General features: G+C 38.7%; 23 protein-coding genes. 2 read left to right on the top strand and 21 right to left on the bottom strand.

Annotation, left to right across the window (positions count from 1 at the left end):
- Positions 1-5: 5 nt before the first annotated feature.
- From truB to IGM04_RS05445, 16 genes are all read right to left on the bottom strand, one after another.
- On the bottom strand, positions 6-926 hold the full coding sequence (gene truB, locus IGM04_RS05520) for a tRNA pseudouridine(55) synthase TruB (RefSeq protein ID WP_002379378.1): 921 nt from the start codon (positions 924-926) through the stop codon (positions 6-8).
- A 153-nt stretch (positions 927-1079) separates the two neighbouring features.
- Positions 1080-2204 carry an SH3 domain-containing protein gene (locus tag IGM04_RS05515; RefSeq protein WP_002382241.1) on the bottom strand — a complete coding sequence of 375 codons (1125 nt, stop codon included), beginning with the start codon at positions 2202-2204 and terminating at the stop codon, positions 1080-1082.
- A 118-nt stretch (positions 2205-2322) separates the two neighbouring features.
- Positions 2323-2718, bottom strand: a complete 396-nt coding sequence (locus IGM04_RS05510; protein WP_002357842.1) for a phage holin family protein — start codon at positions 2716-2718, stop codon at positions 2323-2325.
- Positions 2719-2723: 5 nt separating this feature from the next.
- Positions 2724-4559: a hypothetical protein gene (locus IGM04_RS05505; RefSeq protein ID WP_086317813.1), complete on the bottom strand. Its 1836-nt coding sequence runs from the start codon at positions 4557-4559 to the stop codon at positions 2724-2726.
- Positions 4560-4591: 32 nt separating this feature from the next.
- Complete coding sequence (locus tag IGM04_RS05500; protein WP_086317812.1) at positions 4592-6049, bottom strand: phage tail protein; 1458 nt, start codon at positions 6047-6049, stop codon at positions 4592-4594.
- Between the two features lie 12 nt (positions 6050-6061).
- Positions 6062-6988, bottom strand: coding sequence for a distal tail protein Dit (locus IGM04_RS05495; protein WP_086317811.1), 927 nt, complete (start codon positions 6986-6988; stop codon positions 6062-6064).
- A gap of 1 nt (position 6989) precedes the next feature.
- Entirely contained in the window at positions 6990-9923 is a 2934-nt protein-coding gene (locus IGM04_RS05490; RefSeq protein WP_086317810.1) for a phage tail protein, read from the bottom strand.
- Positions 9913-10281: a hypothetical protein gene (locus tag IGM04_RS05485; RefSeq protein ID WP_002361692.1), complete on the bottom strand. Its 369-nt coding sequence runs from the start codon at positions 10279-10281 to the stop codon at positions 9913-9915. The genes IGM04_RS05490 and IGM04_RS05485 overlap by 11 nt, the downstream gene beginning before the upstream one ends.
- 17 nt (positions 10282-10298) lie before the next feature.
- Positions 10299-10658 (bottom strand): tail assembly chaperone, encoded by a 360-nt coding sequence (locus IGM04_RS05480; RefSeq protein WP_002395084.1) that lies wholly within the window; start codon positions 10656-10658, stop codon positions 10299-10301.
- Positions 10659-10691: 33 nt separating this feature from the next.
- Positions 10692-11204: a phage major tail protein, TP901-1 family gene (locus tag IGM04_RS05475; protein ID WP_002366557.1), complete on the bottom strand. Its 513-nt coding sequence runs from the start codon at positions 11202-11204 to the stop codon at positions 10692-10694.
- Positions 11205-11216: 12 nt separating this feature from the next.
- Complete coding sequence (locus tag IGM04_RS05470) at positions 11217-11609, bottom strand: phage structural protein (RefSeq protein WP_010710441.1); 393 nt, start codon at positions 11607-11609, stop codon at positions 11217-11219.
- Positions 11610-11854: 245 nt separating this feature from the next.
- Positions 11855-12262 carry a RinA family phage transcriptional activator gene (locus tag IGM04_RS05465; protein ID WP_002360491.1) on the bottom strand — a complete coding sequence of 136 codons (408 nt, stop codon included), beginning with the start codon at positions 12260-12262 and terminating at the stop codon, positions 11855-11857.
- A gap of 19 nt (positions 12263-12281) precedes the next feature.
- Positions 12282-12674: a hypothetical protein gene (locus tag IGM04_RS05460; RefSeq protein ID WP_002360492.1), complete on the bottom strand. Its 393-nt coding sequence runs from the start codon at positions 12672-12674 to the stop codon at positions 12282-12284.
- 66 nt (positions 12675-12740) lie between these two features.
- Positions 12741-13583 (bottom strand): ATP-binding protein, encoded by an 843-nt coding sequence (locus IGM04_RS05455; RefSeq protein WP_086317809.1) that lies wholly within the window; start codon positions 13581-13583, stop codon positions 12741-12743.
- An 18-nt stretch (positions 13584-13601) separates the two neighbouring features.
- Positions 13602-14357, bottom strand: coding sequence for a DnaD domain protein (locus tag IGM04_RS05450; RefSeq protein ID WP_033599275.1), 756 nt, complete (start codon positions 14355-14357; stop codon positions 13602-13604).
- 45 nt (positions 14358-14402) lie between these two features.
- The gene (locus IGM04_RS05445) at positions 14403-14585 is read right to left on the bottom strand and encodes a hypothetical protein (RefSeq protein WP_073459191.1); all 183 of its coding nucleotides are present in this window, start codon (positions 14583-14585) and stop codon (positions 14403-14405) included.
- A gap of 168 nt (positions 14586-14753) precedes the next feature.
- Here IGM04_RS05445 and IGM04_RS05440 point away from each other — a divergent pair, with 168 nt between their 5' ends.
- On the top strand, positions 14754-15236 hold the full coding sequence (locus IGM04_RS05440; protein ID WP_002360496.1) for a helix-turn-helix domain-containing protein: 483 nt from the start codon (positions 14754-14756) through the stop codon (positions 15234-15236).
- Positions 15237-15270: 34 nt separating this feature from the next.
- The gene (locus tag IGM04_RS05435) at positions 15271-15756 is read left to right on the top strand and encodes a toxin (protein WP_002382232.1); all 486 of its coding nucleotides are present in this window, start codon (positions 15271-15273) and stop codon (positions 15754-15756) included.
- A gap of 372 nt (positions 15757-16128) precedes the next feature.
- Here IGM04_RS05435 and rbfA read toward each other — a convergent pair whose 3' ends face one another.
- Genes rbfA through nusA form a run of 5 tightly spaced genes read right to left on the bottom strand, consistent with a single transcriptional unit; the run spans position 16129 to position 20727 of the window.
- Entirely contained in the window at positions 16129-16479 is a 351-nt protein-coding gene (rbfA, locus tag IGM04_RS05430; protein ID WP_002360497.1) for a 30S ribosome-binding factor RbfA, read from the bottom strand.
- Positions 16480-16503: 24 nt separating this feature from the next.
- Entirely contained in the window at positions 16504-18900 is a 2397-nt protein-coding gene (gene infB / locus IGM04_RS05425) for a translation initiation factor IF-2 (RefSeq protein ID WP_002357859.1), read from the bottom strand.
- A 12-nt stretch (positions 18901-18912) separates the two neighbouring features.
- A complete protein-coding gene (locus tag IGM04_RS05420) occupies positions 18913-19218 on the bottom strand; it encodes a YlxQ-related RNA-binding protein (protein ID WP_002357860.1) in 306 nt (101 codons plus the stop codon).
- Complete coding sequence (rnpM, locus tag IGM04_RS05415; protein WP_002363794.1) at positions 19208-19507, bottom strand: RNase P modulator RnpM; 300 nt, start codon at positions 19505-19507, stop codon at positions 19208-19210. The genes IGM04_RS05420 and rnpM overlap by 11 nt, the downstream gene beginning before the upstream one ends.
- Positions 19508-19527: 20 nt before the next feature.
- Complete coding sequence (nusA, locus tag IGM04_RS05410; protein WP_086317808.1) at positions 19528-20727, bottom strand: transcription termination factor NusA; 1200 nt, start codon at positions 20725-20727, stop codon at positions 19528-19530.
- Positions 20728-20786: the final 59 nt, after the last annotated feature.

Genomic DNA, 20786 nt, shown 5'->3' with positions numbered 1-20786 from the left:
TTTATTTAATTGTTCCGTAGAACTTTACTTGGTTTCAATAATTTATCATGCGTTGGGTGTGGCATGTATAAACTAACCACTTGATTTTGGTAAAATAAGGCGACTAAGGATTCTGGCATTGCCTTTATTCCTAATTCTTTTTTGTGCAAACGCATGCCATTTTTTACTTTTTGATACAATTCATCTGATAAATCAATTCGTGGGAATTGTTCTACTGCTGTCTCAATGGGCAACAGGCATTGATCGATTGTTTCAGCAGCCATTTGTTTGGCTACTTCTTCTAACGTTAAGCATTGCGCAGCTTGCAAACCGCCACTTGCCGTTCTCGTTAAATCCGACATATGGGCAGGATAGCCTAATTTTTTGCCAGTATCCACTGATAGTGTCCGCACATAGGTTCCTTTGCCACAGACCACTTTAAACCGCCAACTTTGTGTATGAGCGGATTCGTTAAAAATTGGTTCACTAGTGCGTTCAAATGAATAAATCATAGCTTTTCGTTGGGGCCGTTCAACTTCTTCCCCGTTCCGCGCATATTCATATAAACGTTTACCATTGACTTTCACCGCAGAAAACATCGGTGGGATTTGTGTGATTTCACCTGTCATTTCGGCCATTGCTTGATCAATTTGTTCAGTTGACAGAGGTGCTGTAACTGGTTTTTTTTCAACAATTTCGCCACTAACATCTTCGGTTGTCGTAGCAAATCCAAGTGTAATTTCACCTTCATAGGTTTTGCCAGAATCTACCATGTATTCGATCACTTTCGTTCCTTTGCCAACGCAGATGGGTAAGACCCCTTCGACATCTGGATCTAGCGTACCACCATGACCAATTTTTTTGGTATGTAAAATTTTTCTCAATTTAAATACGCAGTCATGACTTGTCATGCCACGTTCCTTCCATAACGGTAAAATGCCGTCCATTATAGTTCCTCCAGTTCCGATAATACTAACTTTGTCATTATAGCATAAAAGTACCTAGCTTCGCAGTCTCCGTTGCTTATTCCCTTTGGAAAAATCTCTGCTAAATGCAAAAAAAGCCACAAACTCTGATAAAAGCAGAGTTTGTGGCTTTTTTTAGCTAGCAAATGATCCCCATGTATTCTGTGCGTTGCCATCGTTTGGTCCGATTGGCAAATAAATTCTCGCGCCTGTCGTATCTGTTCCACCAATAAAAACATACCCATCTGCAATATAAAACGTATCGTAATAAAAGCGAGTATTTTTAGGCCAAATACCATAAATGGGTGCTAACAGACTAGGTTGTCCTGCTCTTAAAACAATGCCTTCGTCCACACCAATTAGAAATGATTTCTTCGTTTGCGGGCGCCAAAGTTCAGCAATGTCGCCGTCGTTCACATAACCTAACAAATGTCCGCTATTTTCAACACGGTAAAGGTTTTGTCGGTCCGGTAATTTCGCTGTAATTGTTCCTACTTGTGTCCAAAGTGCCTCTGCTGATAGATGTTCATTGATTAAAGCATCTGGTGTTGGATAGATTGAAGTGAAACGAATTGCTTGTCCTACTTGATATTTTGGCGCATTAGGTTTACCTGGCTGAATAATGACAGTCTCACCTGTTTCAGAAACGCCCGTTTGTAAATCTTGTGCCAACTGCGCTTTACTAATCCCCCAACGCGCTAAATAACCATAAGGATCTGTATGATCTCCCCACCAATTTTTTGTAATCCAATCATGAGTGACTATGCCATAACCTGTTCCATCGTCCAGAGAAAAATCAGCACCAATGTTCTGAGCCAAATCACGGGCCAAATTAACATAGGCAGCATAATCTTTTTTAAATGTCGCCGCATTATTCGTTCGAGCCAATTCGATTTGCGCATAGGCTTTTTGATTAGCTAAAGAACCTGCGCCATATTGAATTTGGCCAGCAGGAGCTAATTGTTTCACTCGTCCACCAGATCCGACAAAATATGAGACATAAGCATTTGACCAATTTCGTTTCATATAGGCCACTTCATTGTCTAAACTGTGTGGTCCTAGGTTCCGCTCGTTTCCAGATTCATGTAAAACAATTAATTCATTGCTTGCAGAGCCGGGAAAATAAGTAAAGTTGATTGGATCCGCTTCGATGGTGTAAGCGCAAGCCGTCATCGGAATCGTTAAACTTAAGCCAATCACTAAAGCAAGTTGAATCATTAATTTTTTAAACATAGCATGCTCCTTTCTTAAAAAAGCCATGAAAGGAAAGTCAAAATAACTTCCCTTCCACGGCTTAAACCTGCAGATAAATGGCGGAACAGAAGTAATTTCTTCGGCAATCAGCCGAAAGTTCTACGTTTGTCCCGACCACTTCTACTTAATCATCTTTATTTTTTAACTGAATAAATAACTCTTTTAACTTTTTCGGCATAGGAATAAAGGTCGCAATGTTTTCAAAAAAAGAAAGTCCTTCGTTCGCAATGTAAAAAATCAGAACCATTTCCCGAATTGGCAAATTGTTCCCCACAACTTTTTCAACACGAACCGCTACAGCAACCACAAATAACATCGTCACTTTTTTCGCAATTCCGAGCATACCAATTCGACTGGACAATTCTTTTGTGGCGATTGCCTTAATCCAACCTGTGATGAAATCGACAATAATTAAAAAGAGGAAGACATCCAACAATTGATCTAATCCGCCTAATAAACGTACGACAATCCCACCGAAAATGCTTAAAAGCATTGTTATTGTGTTGAGATAACGTTCCATCTAAATCACCCTATTTTGATTAGCGTAGCAGATTTAATTCCTGTACTGTTTACTTCACCCATATAATTTGTCTCAATTAATGCAGAAAGTTGGTCTCCTTTCTTAAAATTACGTATGACCATTCCAAGTCCATCTTGACGATTTTTCCAACTGGTACCTCCGAGTCCCCAAAAACGATCTGTTGGACCACCAGCTCGTACACCATTAATAGCAAAATTAAAGTACCAATAGCCATTTACCGTTGTTATAGGCTGTACCCAAAAGTGCACAATTAAAATATACATTCCATCTTCTTCAATAACTAAACGGTTGTTATTTTTATTTAAATTAGCAAGTTTTGCTCGTTCGTCAATGTAAGAAAAATCACTACCAAATCCTACTTCTTTATTATTCATATTTCCAATGACTTTTGTAAAACTACCTTCTGTTCCGTTTATACCTACGAGGTTAAATTTGCCTAGACTAACTAAGGGAAGATTTTTGAATAAAGGAGCTTCGGAAAAATTCTTCACCCCAGCAATCTCTTGATCACCTGTTTGTGTCACAGCTTGACCTTTAATCGCTTCCGCAACGTTTTTCGGGTGCATATATTTACTCGTTAAAGTTCCCGCGACTGCTTCGCTGTCTGATGCGAAGCCATAATTTTCTACATTGCCTAGCCCCACTTGTTCAGCGGTTACTTGGTGCGGATTATCCTGATTTTCCACATGGGTCTTGAGTTGCTCCGCTTGAACAAAACCACTCTTCGCTAAAACCGCTTGGGCATCAACAGACAGACCAATATGAAGCCCAACGTAATCAACTTCTACGCTGGCTGGCGTTACCCCATTTGATGAATCTGTATAGCTCATTAAATAAATGAAACCTTCATCTGTGATAAAATTCTGATCATTGATTTGAATTGAAAAATCGCTGAACTCTTTTGCTGATTCTTGGATTTGAGTTACCCAATTATCCGTAGTTGGTAAATACGTAGCGATTTTAATCGTTTGATTATTGGGCGCAGCGGCTTTCACACGTTGATTAATCGTAAAAAATTGAACGTTCTGGCGAATAAATGCCACCGCCTCGTCAGTTGTGAATGTTTCAAACATTTGTGGAATTAATTTTTTTGCGGCTTCAACGAGATTGAAGGCCGCTAATTGTTGTGGAATCACACCACTTTGGGTGGAACCTGTTTTCACACCCTCATCATCACGGCTGGCCATTTTATTGTAGTCCGCTTGGGAAACTTCCTCCCAAACGTCTGTTGGCTTCTTAAGAATTTTAGCCGTAAAATCAGTGGAATAACTGTTTGCATTGGTGGCTGTATTGCCGGCCGTTTTACCGTTAAAGTCTAACTTCAATTTGACAGTGGTTGGCTTAGCCAATAAAGAAATACCGTCTGCTTTTGTCATACGGTCATTCAAATCAATTTGAAGACGATTCGCTAAGGTAGCTTGTTTGATGCCTTGTGTATCTGTGCGTGCTTGGACAATTTCTGGATTACTATCACCCGCTTCTGCTACTAATTGATCGAAATCATTTCGCAAAGTATCAAATTCTTGTTTATTATTATTTGCCGTTGAAACTGCATTTCCTGCAATCGTGATGGCTGTTTTGGCATTGTTCATCGCTTGGTTGGCTGTTTCATTTGCTTGATTGCCTGCATCGGTGGCAATTTGTACGGCTTCTTTGCCAGCTTCATCTGCGATGTTTTTCGCTTCAGAAATTCCATTCGTTAACTGGACTTGGTAAGCATCAACTTTCTCAGCTGATGCATTCGACTGATCCAAGATTGCATTGATTTTAAGGCGACCTTGATTCAGGGTATCTAATTCTTCAATATGTTCTACTGACATTTCGTCACACTCCTCTAGTTTTCATTATTTTATTAAAACTGGCCACCCAATTGGGATTGAATATACACACGACAGATGACCGAAGCATCCAACCATAGTGGCTGATGAGAGAAAAATTGAAGCGTGTGATTGCCGCGTTCGATTTTTCCATCTGTTGTTTTTCGTAAATAACTCAAAATGTTTAGCCGTTGTTGTTGCAATGATAGTTGGGGTAATTTTTTGCCATCCACTACCAAATCAATGTTCGTTACAGAATGCGAAGGTCCTTTAGCAGTTGCCTTGAATGTTAATTCTGCGGTGTTTACATAAAGAATGTCCTCGTCAAAGTATAAATTCAGCTCCACTGGCTGTGTCTTGCTAAGTTCTCCTTGTATTGAACGATTTAAAAGTGTCGTCGCCCCTTGTGCGTAAGTTTCGCTAATCTCTTGTTTCCGACTGAAAGCTGTCATGGTACTATGAATTGTTTCTTGCAGATTTCCCAACTCTAGCTGAATGTCTTGGGGGGCACCAAAGACATCTTTTTTACTTTCTTTTTTGATACGAAGGTTGACACTCCCAAACTCATTCGTATTAATCATGATAACCGTACCCAACCGCAAACGATCGATTGCCAAAGGTTGATCTGTTAATTTAATTAAATCAGCTGCAGTCACTACCCAAGAAACTTGTGGTTTGGTCCATTCTTTTAACATTCGCAAAGCATTTTCCTTTAATGACTTGGGATCAGAAAAACGCTGTTCCACCCAAATTGACTCTAATAAACCATAGCGGTCAATTGCGGCCTTGTTCTCTAAATACGGAACCCCTTGATTGACCGAGCGAATATTGACTTTGTTAACACCTTCGCCTGAACCTAATGGATAAATCCGATTGATTAGCATCTTGGGATTACGTTCTATTTCAAATCCTTGCATGTTGTAACCTTCTTGAATTCGCGCAACTGGTTCTGTTGGCGGTTTGACTAATGAAAGTTCAAAAGGATAGACCTCTGTATTCCATTGCCAAAGATATTCCTCTTCGAAATCGGCTGGGATGCTAAATAAAGGCTCGACTAGCCCATTTTCATTCTCCCATTTATAGGTTAATTTCCTTGAAAAATCACATTTTTTTAGGACCCAATGCTTTGTTTTTTGTTTATTTAATAGAAATTGAATGGCCTCTTTCGTTGTTTTGTTTTTAATTTCGTGACAACCAAATAGGACAGTATCGCCTAAGGTACATAATGCTTCTGTGGCAGAGTAGTGAATTTGATTATTGTTCGCATCTTTCTTAATTGTGGTTGGCATCACGCGATATAAACCAATATATTCATTCTCATTGTCGGTCAGTTCCACCCATTGCATTTCTGCAATAAATTCATTTTTAGGATCATCTAGCGGCATGGTAAAATCTAAACTGCCAATTTTGTTCTCTATTTTTTCATAACTGACTTGATAGGCATTATCCAAGATTGCCGTATATGTTCTTTTCAAATCCAGCGCCATTAACATTTAATCACCCTCCTACACAAATCGGTTAGGATAGCGAATCGTCAAGCGGAAGTCGCTATCTTTGGCTTGAATATACAGCGGTTCATTGGGATATAGATAAAAATCGTTCATTGGTCGAATCATCGGTGCACCATTTTTTGTCAGATAAAAATTTTCAGTATCAATGATAATTTCCGAACGATCAAAGTCTCCTAAGTTAATTGTATCGTTCCGTGTTTTAATCCAAACACCACGACCGGTTCCTGTTAAAATAATGGTCGGTTTGACTTTTAATCCTTCGACCGTAGGATAAATTTCAATTGGCCGAACTTCTTTGCCTAAATCCCCCATCGTGTAAGCCCGATTTTGAAAGGTAATCATGGTTGATCCCCAATAGGCTCCACCTTCAATTAAAATTGGAAAATCAACTGCACCTGAGCCTGTATTCCCCATTAAGTAATTCGCTTGAAATGTAATGGTTGGCGAACCCCACATCACACTAGTCGCATCACTCCGTGTGTATTTATACGGATCAGAAAGCAATAAAGTAAAGGTGCCTGTTACTTGGTTAACACCTTCGGGTACATCACTCACTGAAGACTTACTGCCAAACCACAGCATTTCCGGTTCATCGTTAAACCAAATAGAAACGTCTTTTTCCGTAAACAAAGCAACGTTTAAATGATTAAATGCATCTCGAAACGCTTCATTATTCACAGCTGAAAGGCGATATTTGACTGTTAATTCTCGTTCTGGAATTCGCGCATAAACGTGACGTTTACCATCACGAATCCCTAATTGATAGCTTTCAATTTTGCTTGGAACTAATTCTCGTCCTGAAACTGATAATGTTTGATAACCAGGGATGACTTTTTCTAAAAATTGGCCGTTAAAATTCAACGCTTCTGAAGGAAGAGGCGTTGAATGAGTTGCTTGATTGGTATCAACAAATTTATACATGTTATCCTCTCCTTCCTAAGCGGTTATTTTGTTTCACTTGTTGTCGTTGTAACTCTGTTGCTAAATAAGGCGCCGTAGTTGCTGCGACAACTTTCCCATCTAACGTTGACTCTACTGTCACAAATAATGGTCGATTGTATGCATCATTTTCTAAACGATGGTCAATCGTTGCTGTGAAGTTTCCTCGACCAGCTAAGTCCAAGGCAAAATCATTTAACAGCGGTAAGTCTAAAATAGAAGCCATTGCTCTACTAACGGCTGTTTCGCCTGCATAAATCCCCGTGGCAATCGTGCCGCCGAAATTCAATTTATGCAAATCAGATAAGGGACCTTCTTTTGCTGGTGAAAATGGTAAAAAGTTACGAATTTTACTGACGACCCCATCGATTGCTTCTTTGGCTTTTCCAATTGCGCCTGTAATTCCATCAGCAATCATACCGACAATATTCGCACCGGCATCGGTGAATTTTGAAAACCAACCTTGGATTGCTTGCCAAGCACCTTCAATTACAGAACCAATGGCATTTTTTACCTGATCGGCTGCATTGGTAACCCCATTTTTGATATTTTCAACTAACTGTCCGCCCGAAGCTAACAGTTGACCAAAATAAGAACCAATCTTCGTGATCATTTGTGAGATTAATGTTCCTGCTGCGGACAGCAAGGCACCCAATAGACTGAGTACACCATTAATTAAGGCTTGAATCAGTTGAATCCCAGCACTTAACAACTGTGGCAACGCATTGATTAACGCACCCATTAAAGCGGTAATTAGCGTAATTGCTGCAGTAACCAGTTGCGGTAAAATTGAAATAATCCCTTGGATCAAAGCCATTAGCAATTTGACGCCTGCGCTGATGATTTGTGGCAAGGCACCAATTAAGGCATTTACCAATGTCAAAATTAAGGTAATAGCTGCCGCAACTAAGGTTGGTAAAATCGAAATAATTCCTTGAATTAACGCCATTAACAATTTGACACCTGCGCTGATAATCTGTGGTAAGGCACCTATCAACGCTGTCACTAACGCTAGAATAATCGTCAGCGCTGATTGAATTAACTGAGGTAAAATCGTCATAATCCCAGTGATTAATGCCATCAAAATTTGTAAACCAGCAGTCAAAATCAACGGTAACATAGTAACAAATGCATTGACTAAGGCCGTGATAATTGAAACACCTGCTGTAACTAGCATTGGTAACGCTGTGACAAAAGCTGTCACTAATGTAGTGATGATATTAATCGCTGCAGTTGTAATTGTTGGCAAGGCGGTGACAATCGCATTAACTAAAGTCATTAATAAGCTCAAACCAACTTCTATCAACATTGGTAAGACTGTTGTAATCCCCTGAATCAACGTAGTAATAATTTGTGTTGCCGCTTCAATTAAGACTGGCAAATTGGCAACAATCGCACCAACAATTAACGTAATTAAACTAGATAACGCGGTTACGATGCTTGGAATAGCTTCTGTTATTTTCCCGAGAATACTGGTTAAGACGGTTGTAAAAAGTTGTATAACTTTCGGTAGATTAGCTGCCAGCATTGTTGTAACCGATGTAATCGTGTTACCTAGATTATCAAAGACTTGGGTAATACCACCCGCACTCAAATCACCGGTTTTCATCCAGGCCGTCACGAATGAAACAATCAAGGAAATAATTAGACCAAACGGCCCAGAAATTCCTAATGCAGCCAGTGCAACTTTTGTCAGAACTTTTACCAAAAGACCAACCGCTAAACCAGCTTTGTCAAAGGTGCCACCAAATTGCCCTAATAAGTTACTACCTAATTGCAAACCGCTGGCAAAAACGCCTGCTAGCACACGACCAATTGTTGAAAAAATAGTCGCCATTTTCTCTAAGCCTACTGCAAAAAATTGTTTAAAAACTGCCATTACTTGCTGAAAGGCCGGCTGGATCTGTTGTAGCAATCCTACCAATTTGCCAAACGCCGCTGAAACAGCTCCTTGAATGGCACTAGCTAAGCTATTGATACTATTTCTAAATGTTTCATTGGTTTTATAGAAATAAATAAACGCTGCTACCGCTGCTAAAACGGCTGCTACAAGTAAAATTAATGGTCCTCCACTTAAGGCACTAAAACTAGCACTTAGTTTTGATAAGCCACCACCTAACTTCCCAATGTTTCCTTTTACAAGAACCAAACCATCACTAAACTGTTGAAATTTTTGCTGAGCCATCGTTACCATAATCAACATGGGCCCAATGGCGGCTAAAATGCCCATAATGGCAACAATAAAAACTTGGACGGGTTTTGGTAATTTGATAAATAAATTCACCAAAGCTGTAATGCCTTTGACGACTGTGATAACCACTTGAACCAAAATTTCCATTCCTGGAGCCATCACGCTTTGAATCACTTGTGCCGCCGCTTCAAATGATTGATTCATCTGAGTCAATGCCCCTTGCAACTCGCCTTGCAATGAATCAGAAATCCCTCCTGCACTGGCCATAATCAGTCCTTGCATTCCTTGAAATTCGCCACTGACCCCAGCACCGACGCCCATAGCTGTTTTTAAAACGTTCAGCATAGGTAAGGAAACGGCACTAGTCATGGCCGTCCCAAAGCTCAGCATATTATTTTGTGCATTAGTAAAGCCATCAGAGGTTTCTTTCCCCGCTTTTTTAGCTGCTTCACCAGCTTGTTCAGCAGAATCTGTTAACGCTGTGTTCATTTGATCTGCTGCCTTTGCTGTTTCGTCTCCTGTTTTTTTCACTGTTTCTCCAGATTGTTGCATAACGGTTTTAAATGTGTTCATGACCGTGGCTGACTGATTGACACCCGCACTAATTTTCCCTAAATATCCACTTAATAAGGCATACTCACCGCTCATACTTTTTAATGCTTGTTGGACGCCTGCAAGGCTTTTCTTTGCCTCCGACAACGGCGTTTTTTCTTTGTCATTCTCCATCTACTCTCCTCCCTTCTCGATAGCGGCGTAGACGCTCTGCCACAGTAGCAAGTTGCGTTTTTTTCCGCTCATTTAATTTCGTTCGTTGTGGCTGGTTAGCTGCCAGAACTTCAGCAACTCGTTTTTCATAATCATAAAAACTTTTAAAGCTTTCAAAAACGGGTTTTCCTTTTTTGTTTGTCGCTTGCGCTTTAACATTTAAGTAGGCAAGCTCGTGCCTTTTCCGCTCTTCATCTACTTCTGCTAAATTAAAAGCAATCATTCGTAATTCAAATTCAGACATGGTCATCCGATCCACTTCTTCAAATGAACGACAGCCTAAGTAGCGAAAAGCAGAAAGAGCGATGTCGTGATACACGTCATCGCTCGTTTTAATTAGTTGGTCGCTTGCGCTTCTGCTTTCTTCGCTTCTTTGTTGAACTGATCGATCATTGGTTTTGTAAGAGGTTGCTTTCCCATTTCTTTAAGCAAATCATCTGAAAGTTTTTTGACATCTTGGGTCATTAACCATGCTTCAATTTCCGACTTACCTATTTTTAATTGCCCACTTTGTAAAGCTTCCATGATGTCAACTAAGATTACTGGATTGTATTGGCGTAAATAAATCATTGCTGAACTGATGCCCATGCCGAATTTGGCAGCGCCATTTTCAATTTGGTAACGTTTATCTAATTCGCGAATCGCGCCAATCGTAAATTTCACTTCAATTGTTTTTCCGTTAATCTCTAAATTCATTTTTTATCCTCCTAAAATTCAACACTTTTTTGATTATGCGCCAGGTTGTGGTGCTTTCTCTGGAACGGTATCTTGGAACGCATATTGTGCTTCCGCAATAATATCTGCTTCTACTGTTGCAAAACCATCTTGTGGTTTGCCATTAATAGAGGCTTCTGTTTCGATTTCTACTAATTCTTCTACATTGGCTGGTAAACTCCATGAATTTACATAACCTTGGGCATAAATTGCTGGATATTTACCTTCCGCATTTTTTTCACCTTTTAAATCAACATCCCAAAATTCCATTAAGATGCCATCTTCAACTGCGTCTTTCATGTATAAATTTTCATCATCTCGAGAGGCTAAACCGCTTAACGATAACGTAACTTCTAAACCAGAAACAGCATTCGCAACGCCATCTTTTGTTTGCGTACCGCTCGATTCACGTGAGAATTCCCATTCATGTTCAATTTGAAATAAGGGTTTCATTGCTTTCTTTGTCGCTGCTTCATCCAAGCGACGAACTAATAAAATACGGTCTTTTCCTTGCATAACTTCTCCCATTGATAATTCCTCCTAGTAAAATTGCATGTGTAATGGTAGTACAGCATGCCAAATTGTTTTTTTCATTTGTTTGGTATCTTTTACCATTTGTGCTTTGACTTCTTGATGTTTGATACCCCAATTAAAATGAGCCGTTCGTTTTAAGTTACTGGTTGCCTGCCGTAAAATCGTTCCTTTAATTGTAGAAATTTGTTGTCGTTCAGATAACGCACCATAAACATGCATTACTAATTCAATTTCTCCCAAAATAGCTGATTTAGTTGGCTTAGGTAATTCTTTACTATCACCTAAGTAAACAAATGGTTGATCTGGTAAATCTGTCGGCAGTTCCTCTAGCAACAAAAATCCTGACGTCTGGCAGATTGCAACAAGGGCTTCATATAATTCTTGTTCCGCTTCATTCATTTTTAGCGCCACCTTTCCATTCTAAAAATTCAGGATTGGTTAACAAATTGGCTCTCTTCTAGTCAAAATGAAGGATCTTGAAAGCAGCCGGCATTTTCTGCTCCTTCATAGCTGACACAAGAAAGCAGTCAAAATCATAGAATTCCGTGTCTTTATTTTTTTGGTTGCCTCACGTTTATCTATCTCTTTCGACACTATTAATTTACCATGTTGACACCTGAAAAAATTCCACGCTTTTTCCATGTTTACATCCCTAGTTCATCCGCCACCGCTTCAAAGAAATGATTTCTTAATTTATAGGCTTGGCTTTTACTAATAAATAATTGCTGGGCAAGTCCAATTAATGTTAAAGAGGGCCGTTTTTTCATATATAGTTCTTCAATAATCACGCGCGTTTGTTCATCCGCTTCGGCTAAACAATTTTTGATAATGTCTCGATTTCTCTCTAAGTTCCACAGACGACGATCCATAGCTATCGTAATCGCCATTCGTTCGGTCACTACAGAGTGAAGTCCTTGTCCTCTAATACCAGCATTTAAATCTGCTTCTTGATAAGGGTGCCGTAATTCTTCTTCCCGTTGCCGGATATACTCATCTGTTTTATAAAAGTCTGCTAAAATATCTTTGATATAATTAAATGTTGACGTACGCATTGGTTAATCTCCTTTACTTTTATTCATTTAAAAGTGTTAATCGATAAATAAAATAACACTCTTTCGACATGTCTAAGCCGTGACGAATTGCTTCATCTGAATAACCGAGCCAAATTAAATAGAGATACTCGCTTTTTGTAAACGATGCGGCCTTGATGGATTGGATGGGTCTTGATTGATCCATCGACCAATTACCGATTGCTTGTCCTAATTCTTGAATTTCCTGCATAATAAGTTTATTTTTTTGACTTGCCCAATCGGGATATTGATTCATTAGTTGTAAGAGTCGTTTTCTTTTTTGTGCTTTTTCGCTTTGTTGCTTTGAAATATCTTTAAATACAACGCTTTTCATTTCAAATAAATCTTTTTTACGTTTTGTTAAATTACTCATGTTTACGGCCTTCTCTTTCACCAATTAGATAACCTAACATTAGTGTCATTGTCCAAAAGATAAACCCAATAATAATTGTTAACATATTTATTTCACACTCCTCATTCGTTTGTCTGTTGTGTCTTTATATTGGAAAACATAGCCACTGGCGTGCTTCATTAGACGAGAAATAATGCGTGTTCCATAGGCCTCCACCAGTTGTTTTCCAGAAAAATTAGTAGTAAAAATAGTTGCTTTATTCTGTCTAGCTTCTAAAATTCGGTTTAAGATGTCATTATTAAAATCCGTACTAACTTTATTTTTAATTCCTAATTCAGCACCTAAATCATCTAAGACCAAAACGTCTGCTTTTTTCATTCTAGTAATATACGCTTGAGCCTTTGCTTGGCTTTTGGTCGACTCATTCATGGACATTTTTAGTTTTTCTAATAACTCAGAGTAGCTGACAAATAAACAATACTTTTGATATGCAGAGCGTTCTAAGACTTCAACTAAAATACTGATAGCCAAATGACTTTTACCAACACCAGGTTTCCCTGAAAAAATAACGTGGATTGGCTTTCCTTCAACAATCGCTGAAACTGCTGCTAAGGCCTGGTCTTTTGCTTGTCTTGTTTCTAATTCAGTGGTTTGGTAATTGGTTAAGCGACATTGCCGTAGCGCATCATCAGCAATTAAGGACCCTTGATGAAAAAATTTTTGTGTACGTGCCTCAAAACTCTCTTGAGAACGTTGTTGATTGGCTTGTTGTTCATGTTTTTTTAGCATTTTATACCCACACGACCAACAAGTTGGGGCACAACGTTCTGTGCCATCTTTATTTTTTTGTTGCCAAACATATTGTTCACTGCCACATCCAGGACAACGGTCTTCAACTTTTTCTAACAATTGACTCAATAGTATTTGAAAAGTTTGATCTGTCGCATGCATACTGATTTCCTCCTTTCTTTAAAAACCTAACTCTTGATATTCTTCTGTCATTTGCGGCGCATGCTCCAACACTTGTTTTTTATCATTTACCAGAACTTCATGTACGGATAAATAATTTTGTTGCTCCCAACTTTTCAAAATAGCATTTACATAGCCGTAATTCCGTTTATTTCGATCGACGGCAATTCCTAAAGCATGCAAGATTAATTGGCATGCTTCCTCTTGGCTAGCCCCTTTTTGTATAAAATCTTGCAACCAATACTTAAAATCTTGGCTTGTTTTTGAGGCCAGTGTACCAAAGCCGTTTTCCTCATAAAAATGATAAATCATCTTTAAACAATCGTTTTCTGAACTACTACCTTGACTCTGACCTAACTTAGACTGGACTATGCTTTCCTGTGGTAACCGTTGGTAGTCAGCTGGTTGACCACTGACAGACGATTCTACTTTAAACGTATAAGCTTTGCTATTTTTTTCAACAATCTGATTTTTCTCTTCTTGATACAAGGTTGGTTTGTAACGATCACTGCGAATATAATTATGAATTTTCCAATGTTTGATAACGATCACACCACTTTCAAATACTAGAATAAATTTTTTAACCATCAACAATTTTAGATCGTCTTCCCCACAACCGACCATTCGCTGCAATTTTTTGGGATTATTGATAAATCCATCATCATCGGCACGCATCGCTAAATGAAAATACAGGGCCTGACTTGATAAGGGCATATCTAAAAACGCATCACTATCAATAATCGTTTTTGCAAACATGCGTCGTTCTGCCAATCCGCTTCTCTCCTTTTGACTAAATTATTGTTACTCTGTTAGTAATTCCATGAGGCCAATCATACCAATCACGATGGCCCCAATTTTTATTGAGACACTGCTTATTAATAAAATAATTGCTAAAAGTAACATATCCGACAACGTTTTTTTATAATTCCGACTCATTTCTTCACCCTTTCTACAAAAATACGGTTTTCCGAACAAAATGTTCAAAAAAATAGTTCAGTTAACCGAACATTCGAATGGCTCTATCTTAGCATCAAATATTTTCACTGTCAACTCATAAGTTCGGTTTTATGAACTGCTAAATTTAATTGCGATTGTTACTTGCCTTCTCAAAACAGGTATAGTATACTTTGAGGCAATAGGAGGTTCGGAAATATGAACATTTTTGCTGTCCGTTTAAAAGAGGCTTTAACAGCCAAGAACATCAAACCTAGTGATTTAGCGAAAAAAACTGGCATCGGTAAATCTTCGATCAGCGATTGGCTAGCTGGTCGTTACGAAGCAAAACAAGACAAAGTTTATCGCATTGCAGATGCATTAGACATTAATGAGGCCTGGTTGATGGGACAAGAGGTTCCCATGGAAAAAAATGCCTCAACTATCGACCGCATTTATAAAAAATTAGAGCCCCAACGACAAGCCATCGTTTATCAATTTGCCGAACAACAATTACACGAACAACAAACGCAAGCAGAAATTCTCTCATTCCCTCGCCGTGACGAAATGACACTGGCTGCCCACGCTGGGGATCCAGAAAAGATATTTTCAAAAGAAGAAATCGAGAAAATTCACGATTACTTGGATGAAATTGATGCCAAATATCAACAATCGATTTCTTCTGACAAAAAAGAGGATTAACTTCCCATCTACTCTTTTTATTAAGTAATGGCAGGTGAATGGTAAAGTGAATGATTATGAAAAACTCGTCAGTTCCATTCAAAAGGATGTGACGGTTTTAGAAATTGATTTATACAATCAAACAGGTTGTTATGGGTTGTATCGAAATGGCAAAATTTATATTGAAAAAACATTGAGTACCCGTCAAAAGAAGAACATTTTAGCCGAGGAATACGGGCATTATCAAACATCCGTTGGCACTATTTTAAATCAAAATTGTACAGAAAATCGGAAGCAAGAGTTGAAAGCTCGCAATGTGGCCTTAGAGCAATTAGTTACATTAGACGATTTAATTCGTTGCTCTGAAGCTGGCTTAAGTAACCATTATTCTTGTGCTGAATTTTTGGAAATCGATGTTGAAACATTAAAAAATGTGATTACGTACTATCGACAAAAGTATGGCGCCACTTATCTTTATAAAGGACGGATTTTTGAATTTAGGGATTATTCTGTGATGGTATTAAATACTGGGTTAACTTAAAAAGCATGGAACAAAATCAATAAGGATTTTGTTCCATGCTTAAAAGTATTCTGGAAAATTCAAGAGCGGTTTTGGTACCAATGGTTAATATGTCCGACGCCAAGCATAAGATTTGGGACAAGTATGAGGACGAATATAAATGACGGCCAAAATCCGATGAACTGAATAATATGTTCCCGCATACTATGTAGTACAAAGAAGAAAAGAAAAAAGTACAGGGAACTCTTGCCTGAACCCATTTCTTTTAAATAACGATCTCCATTTTTATAGAAAACAACAATTCTTTTCATCTTTGCACCTCCATGACTATTTTATCAAGAAATCATGAAAAGAAAAAGCACACCATTCGTCTGGTGTGCTTTTTCTTTTTAATTATTCACCTTGATTCAACTTACGAATCAACTCATCAATGTGATTTCCGTATTGGACAGATTCGTCTCTTTCAAAAATCAACTCTGGTGTTTTATACAAGGTTAACCGTTGTCCTAATTCTTTACGAATCAGTCCTTTGGCTTTGTCTAAGCCTTGTTGAGCTTTTTGTTGTTCGGAAGCTAAATCAGATAACAAGCTGTAATAAATCGTTGCTTGTTGTAAATCACCGGTCACACGAACATCTGTAATAGTGATGCCTTGGACGCGTGGATCTCTGATGCGTTTGTTCAAGATATCATTCACTTCACGCATGATTTCTTGACCTACACGACGGTCACGATAATTTGCCATAGTGTCTTCCTCCAATTACTAAAATTATTGTTTGATTTCTTCCATAATGAAGCCTTCAATCGCATCATCTACACGTAAATCATTGAAGTTTTCAATCATAGCACCACATTCAAAACCAAGTTTGACTTCTTTCACGTCATCTTTAAAGCGTTTCAAGCTTGCTAATTTACCTTCATAAATAACAATACCATCACGAATGACACGAACGCCACTATCGCGGCGAATAAAGCCTTCTGTAACATAACAGCCAGCGATTGTGCCAACTTTAGATACTTTGTACAATTCACGAACCGTCATTTGACCCGTAATTTTTTCTTCAAATTCTGGATCTAATAACCCTTTCATCGCTGTTTCGATTTCTTCTAGGGCTTTATAGATAATACGGTGTAAACGAATATCAACTTCTTCTTGTTCTGCTTGTTGTTTTGCTTGTGGTGTTGGGCGAACGTTAAAGCCGATAATAATCGCATTACTTGCTGCGGCTAAAGTTACGTCGCTTTCATTGATGGCCCCAACTGCCGCGTGAACAATTTTCACACGAACGCCTTCTACATCAATTTTTTGTAAACTTGCTGAAACGGCTTCGGCAGATCCTTGTACGTCTGCTTTGACAATGATATTAACTTCTTTTAATTCGCCTTCTTTTAGGCTTTCAAATAAGTTATCCAATGTCACACGGCTACTTGCTGAACGTTGTTCAAGCAACGCACGTTTAGCCCGTTCTTCCCCTGCTTGACGTGCTGTTTTTTCATCTTCAAAGACCACAAAACGATCACCCGCTTGAGGAACATCATTTAATCCGGTAATTTCCACAGGAGTTGCGGGTCCTGCTTCTTTATCACGGCGGCCCATGTCATTGGTCATCACACGAACACGTCCATAAGTATTACCAACAACGATTGGATCACCAACATGTAAAGTTCCTTGTTGAACGAGTAATGTCGCAACCGGACCTTTACCTTTATCTAAGCGTGCTTCAATCACTGTTCCAATTGCTTTTTGCGTTGGATCAGCTTTTAAGTCTTCTACTTCAGCAATCAATAAAATATTTTCCAACAACTCATCAATGTTTTGATTGAATTTTGCTGAAATATTGACGAAAATCGTATCTCCGCCCCATTCTTCAGGAATTAATTCATGTTCACTTAATTCTTGTTTCACATGATCAGGATTTGCACCAGGCTTATCAATTTTGTTAACTGCTACAATAATTGGCACTTTTGCCGCTTTGGCATGGTTAATCGCCTCGATTGTTTGTGGCATTACTCCATCGTCCGCTGCAACAACTAAGATGGTAATATCAGTGATGCTGGCACCACGCGCGCGCATACTAGTAAAGGCCGCATGTCCTGGTGTATCTAAGAACGTAATTGGTTTGCCATCAATATCTAACTGATAGGCACCAATATGCTGCGTGATTCCGCCCGCTTCACCTGAAGTCACACGAGAATGACGCAATGTATCTAATAATGTTGTTTTCCCGTGGTCTACGTGTCCCATGATTGTGACAACAGGGGGACGTGTGGTTAAGTTTTCTTCAACAACTGCTTCCGGTTCGAAGAATTTATCAATGTCCGCAATATCAACTTGGACTTTTTCTTGCGGTTCCATGCCATAATCCACAGCTAATAATTCAATTGTATCTTTATCTAAGGCTTGGTTTTGGTTAACCATGACACCCATCATAAATAATTTTTTGATGATTTCCGCTGGTTCGCGGTGGATTTTTTTCGCAATATCCGCCACGTTCATACCTTCTGTATATTCTAAAACATCTGGTAATTCACGGAATTTACGTGCTGGTACTGCTGGCTTCGCTGATTCTTGTTGATGTTTGCCTTTTTTCCCTTTTTTGTTGAAACGATTGCGGTTTTGGTTATTAAAGTTATTCCGGTTATTACGATTTTGACCGCCTCCAAAATTGTTGTTACGGTTTTGGCCGCCACGGTTTTGGTTGTTCCCGCCATTGTTATTTTGGCTGGTCCGATTTTGATTCGTTGTAGAACCGTTATTGTTTTGGGTATTGCGGTTTTGATTGTTTGTATTTGTTTGATTGCTACGGTTTTGTGTGTTGCTTTGGCCGTGACGATTTTGGTTGTTGTTGTTTCTTTGTTGTCCATTCGTTGATTGATTGTTTGGACGATTTTGGTTATTTCTTTGTTCACCAGGTTTATTGTTCATTGGTTTCTTATTGGCTGGTTTATTTTGTGTTGTTTGTTGCTTTTGGTTGTTTGTTGCTTTTGATTGAGTATTTACGGTACTTCCTCCTCCGAATGCTTGACGAAGCTTTGTTTCTTGCTCGGAACTAATTGCGCCCATATGGTTTTTAACATCCATACCTAATTGATGCGCTTTATCGACAACGTCTTTGCTTGCTTTATTCATTTCTTTTGCTAGTTCATAAATTCTTTTTTTTCCCATGCAATCACCTTCCTAACCTTTTAGTAATTCCTTGATTTTGGTGGCAAATCCTGCATCAGTTACTCCGATAACCATTCGTGGTCGCCCAATCGCTTGGCTGAGCTCGAATTGACTGAACAGTTCGCTAACAGGAACATTATAATAAGAACTTTTGTCCTTGATTTTCTTTCTAGTATTCTCACTGGCATCTTGCGCAACAAACACAAATTTCGCTTTGTTTGCACGAATATCTTTAAGGGTTAATTCCTCGCCTGTGACTAATTTACCGGCGCGCATTGCTAAACCTAAAAGGTTCAAAATTTTGGTTTTATTTTCCATCGCCAAACAACTCTTTGCGGGCTTTTTGATGTGTTACATAATCCAATAGTTCTTGATAAAATTCATCACTTAATTTTGTTTCTAAGACACGATCAAGAATTTTTTTATCCCAAGCTTTTTGGACTTCCGCAGGATCCAAATCAACGTAAGCGCCACGTCCAGGTAATTTACCAGTTGGATCTAAGGCCACTTCGCCTTCTTTGGAGCGAGTAATTCTGACTAATTCTTTTTTCGGTTTCATTTCGCCTGAAACAACCGATTTACGCATTGGAATTTTTCTCTTTTTCATTTTTTCACCCTCCAAAAACGTTATTCTTGTTCAGGTAATTCTTCTGTAATTTCTGCTTCAACAACTGCTTCTTCAGCAGCCAAGTTTTCGTAATCATCTGCCGTCATATCTGAATGGATAATTGCTTCATCCATTTCTTCTGCCACTTCGGCAACTTCTTGATTGGCTTGTTGCTCATAAAATTCAGCCATATCAGATTCTGATTTGATATCAATTTTATGGCCCGTTAATTTAGCAGCTAAGCGCGCATTTTGACCACGTTTACCAATTGCTAATGACAATTGATAATCAGGTACAACAACTGTACATGCTTTGCTATTTTCTGGATCAAAAATAACATCTAATACTTGAGCTGGATTCAAGGCATTACTAATATAAATAGCTGGATCTTCGTTCCATTCCACAATATCCATATTTTCGCCTTTTAATTCATTCACAATCGCTTGGACACGTTGGCCTTTTGGACCAACACAGGTACCCACTGGGTCAATATTAGGATCTGTTGAACGAACGGCTACTTTTGAACGATCGCCAGCTTCACGAGCGACGCTTACGATTTCAACAATTCCATCATAAACTTCTGGAATTTCTTGTTCAAAAAGACGTTTTAGTAAATCTGGATGACTACGGCTTACAAAAACTTGTGGGCCTTTTGATGTGTTTTCAACACGTGATACGTAAACTTTAATCCGATCATGCGGTTGGTAAAATTCATTTGGCATTTGATCTTGTTTTGATAAGACTGCTTCGATTTTACCTAAGTTTACATAGATATAACGACGATCTTGACGTTCAACAATTCCTTGCATGATGTCATTTTCGTATTCGCTAAATTCATTATAAATAATTGTTCTTTCTGCTTCACGGACACGTTGTAAAATTACTTGCTTTGCTGTTTGGGCAGCAATGCGGCCAAAGTCTTTTGGCGTAACTTCAAAACGAATTTTGTCGCCGATTTCATATGCACCATTTAATGCAACGGCATCTTTTAATGAAACTTCCAATTGTGAATCAAATACTTCTTCTGTTACTTCTTTGACAGCATACACGTGAATATTGCCTTTTTTTGGTTCAAATTCAACTTCGACGTTGCTTGCTTGTCCATAATGTCTTTTATATGAAGAAACTAAAGCTGCTTGTAACGCTTCAATCACCGTATCTTTAGGAATCCCTTTTTCAGCTTCTAATACGTCTAATGCATTTAACATTTCTTTGCTCATTGTTTTTCTTTTCCTCCTATGGATTCGTTAAAGCTGAACGAGTGGTTCTTCTTCCAAGG

It is taken from the genome of Enterococcus sp. DIV2385, from assembly GCF_051711925.1.
GTDB lineage: Bacteria > Bacillota > Bacilli > Lactobacillales > Enterococcaceae > Enterococcus > Enterococcus faecalis.
The sequence above is the reverse complement of the archived record's forward strand: the minus strand, read 5'-3'. Positions and strand labels throughout refer to the sequence as shown.